At 63.3% G+C, this 693-nt stretch carries 2 pseudogenes; both read right to left on the bottom strand.

Annotated elements, in window-relative coordinates:
- Positions 1–240, bottom strand: a pseudogene (locus MFF34_RS27900) (GNAT family N-acetyltransferase); the annotation flags it as partial.
- A 63-nt stretch (positions 241–303) separates the two neighbouring features.
- Positions 304–693, bottom strand: a pseudogene (locus MFF34_RS27905) (transporter substrate-binding domain-containing protein); the annotation flags it as partial.

Consider the following 693-nt stretch of genomic DNA (forward strand, 5'->3'; position numbering starts at 1 on the left):
CAGGCGCTGGCACGCAATATAACGCGATAGCAGCCAATAGCAGGCGGCCCACAGGGCCTGGTAAGGGCGCTCTGGGCAAAGGCTTTGCAGGTGCACTTCCAGGCACGCACCCGGCACCAGCCGCAACTGGATCAGCGGGCGCCCTTTAAGGGTCAGGCTCAGCCAGCTATCGCCCTCATCGGCGCTGAGGGTGCGCCAGCGTGGCGGTGACAGTGGCTGCGAAGCGGCATCGAACGGCATGGTCTTGGCTCACGAAGATGAAAAGAAGGCTCACCGTGGAAAACGTTGCCGCTGCAGCGGAATTTAGTCGCGCGGCGCCTGCACCGTGATCCGGTAGGGCTGGAAGATACGCGTCAGTTCCCCGTTGTCGCGCAGGGCACGCATGAGCGCCGCGAACGACTGCTCGCCGATGGGCGCGCCCGGGCGTAGCAAGGCGTAGTGGTGATAGACCTGGTCGATACGCTGCGATGCCACCAGTTGCGCCTGGCTGTCGGGGTTACGCTGCAGAAAGTCGCTTAAGTACGAACGCGTGACCAGGGCGATGTCGGCACGGCCAGCCTGCACCATCAGAAGGTTGCTGTCGTGGGAGTAGGTCAGGGTCGCGTTGAAGGCTTTACGCAAGTAGTCAGGGTCGGCATTGAAGCGGGCGAAGGCGTAGTGATAGCCGTTGAACAGCGCCAGGCGCTTGCCGCG

Origin of the sequence: Pseudomonas sp. PAGU 2196 (assembly GCF_022179005.1) — a bacterium.
GTDB lineage: Bacteria > Pseudomonadota > Gammaproteobacteria > Pseudomonadales > Pseudomonadaceae > Aquipseudomonas > Aquipseudomonas kermanshahensis.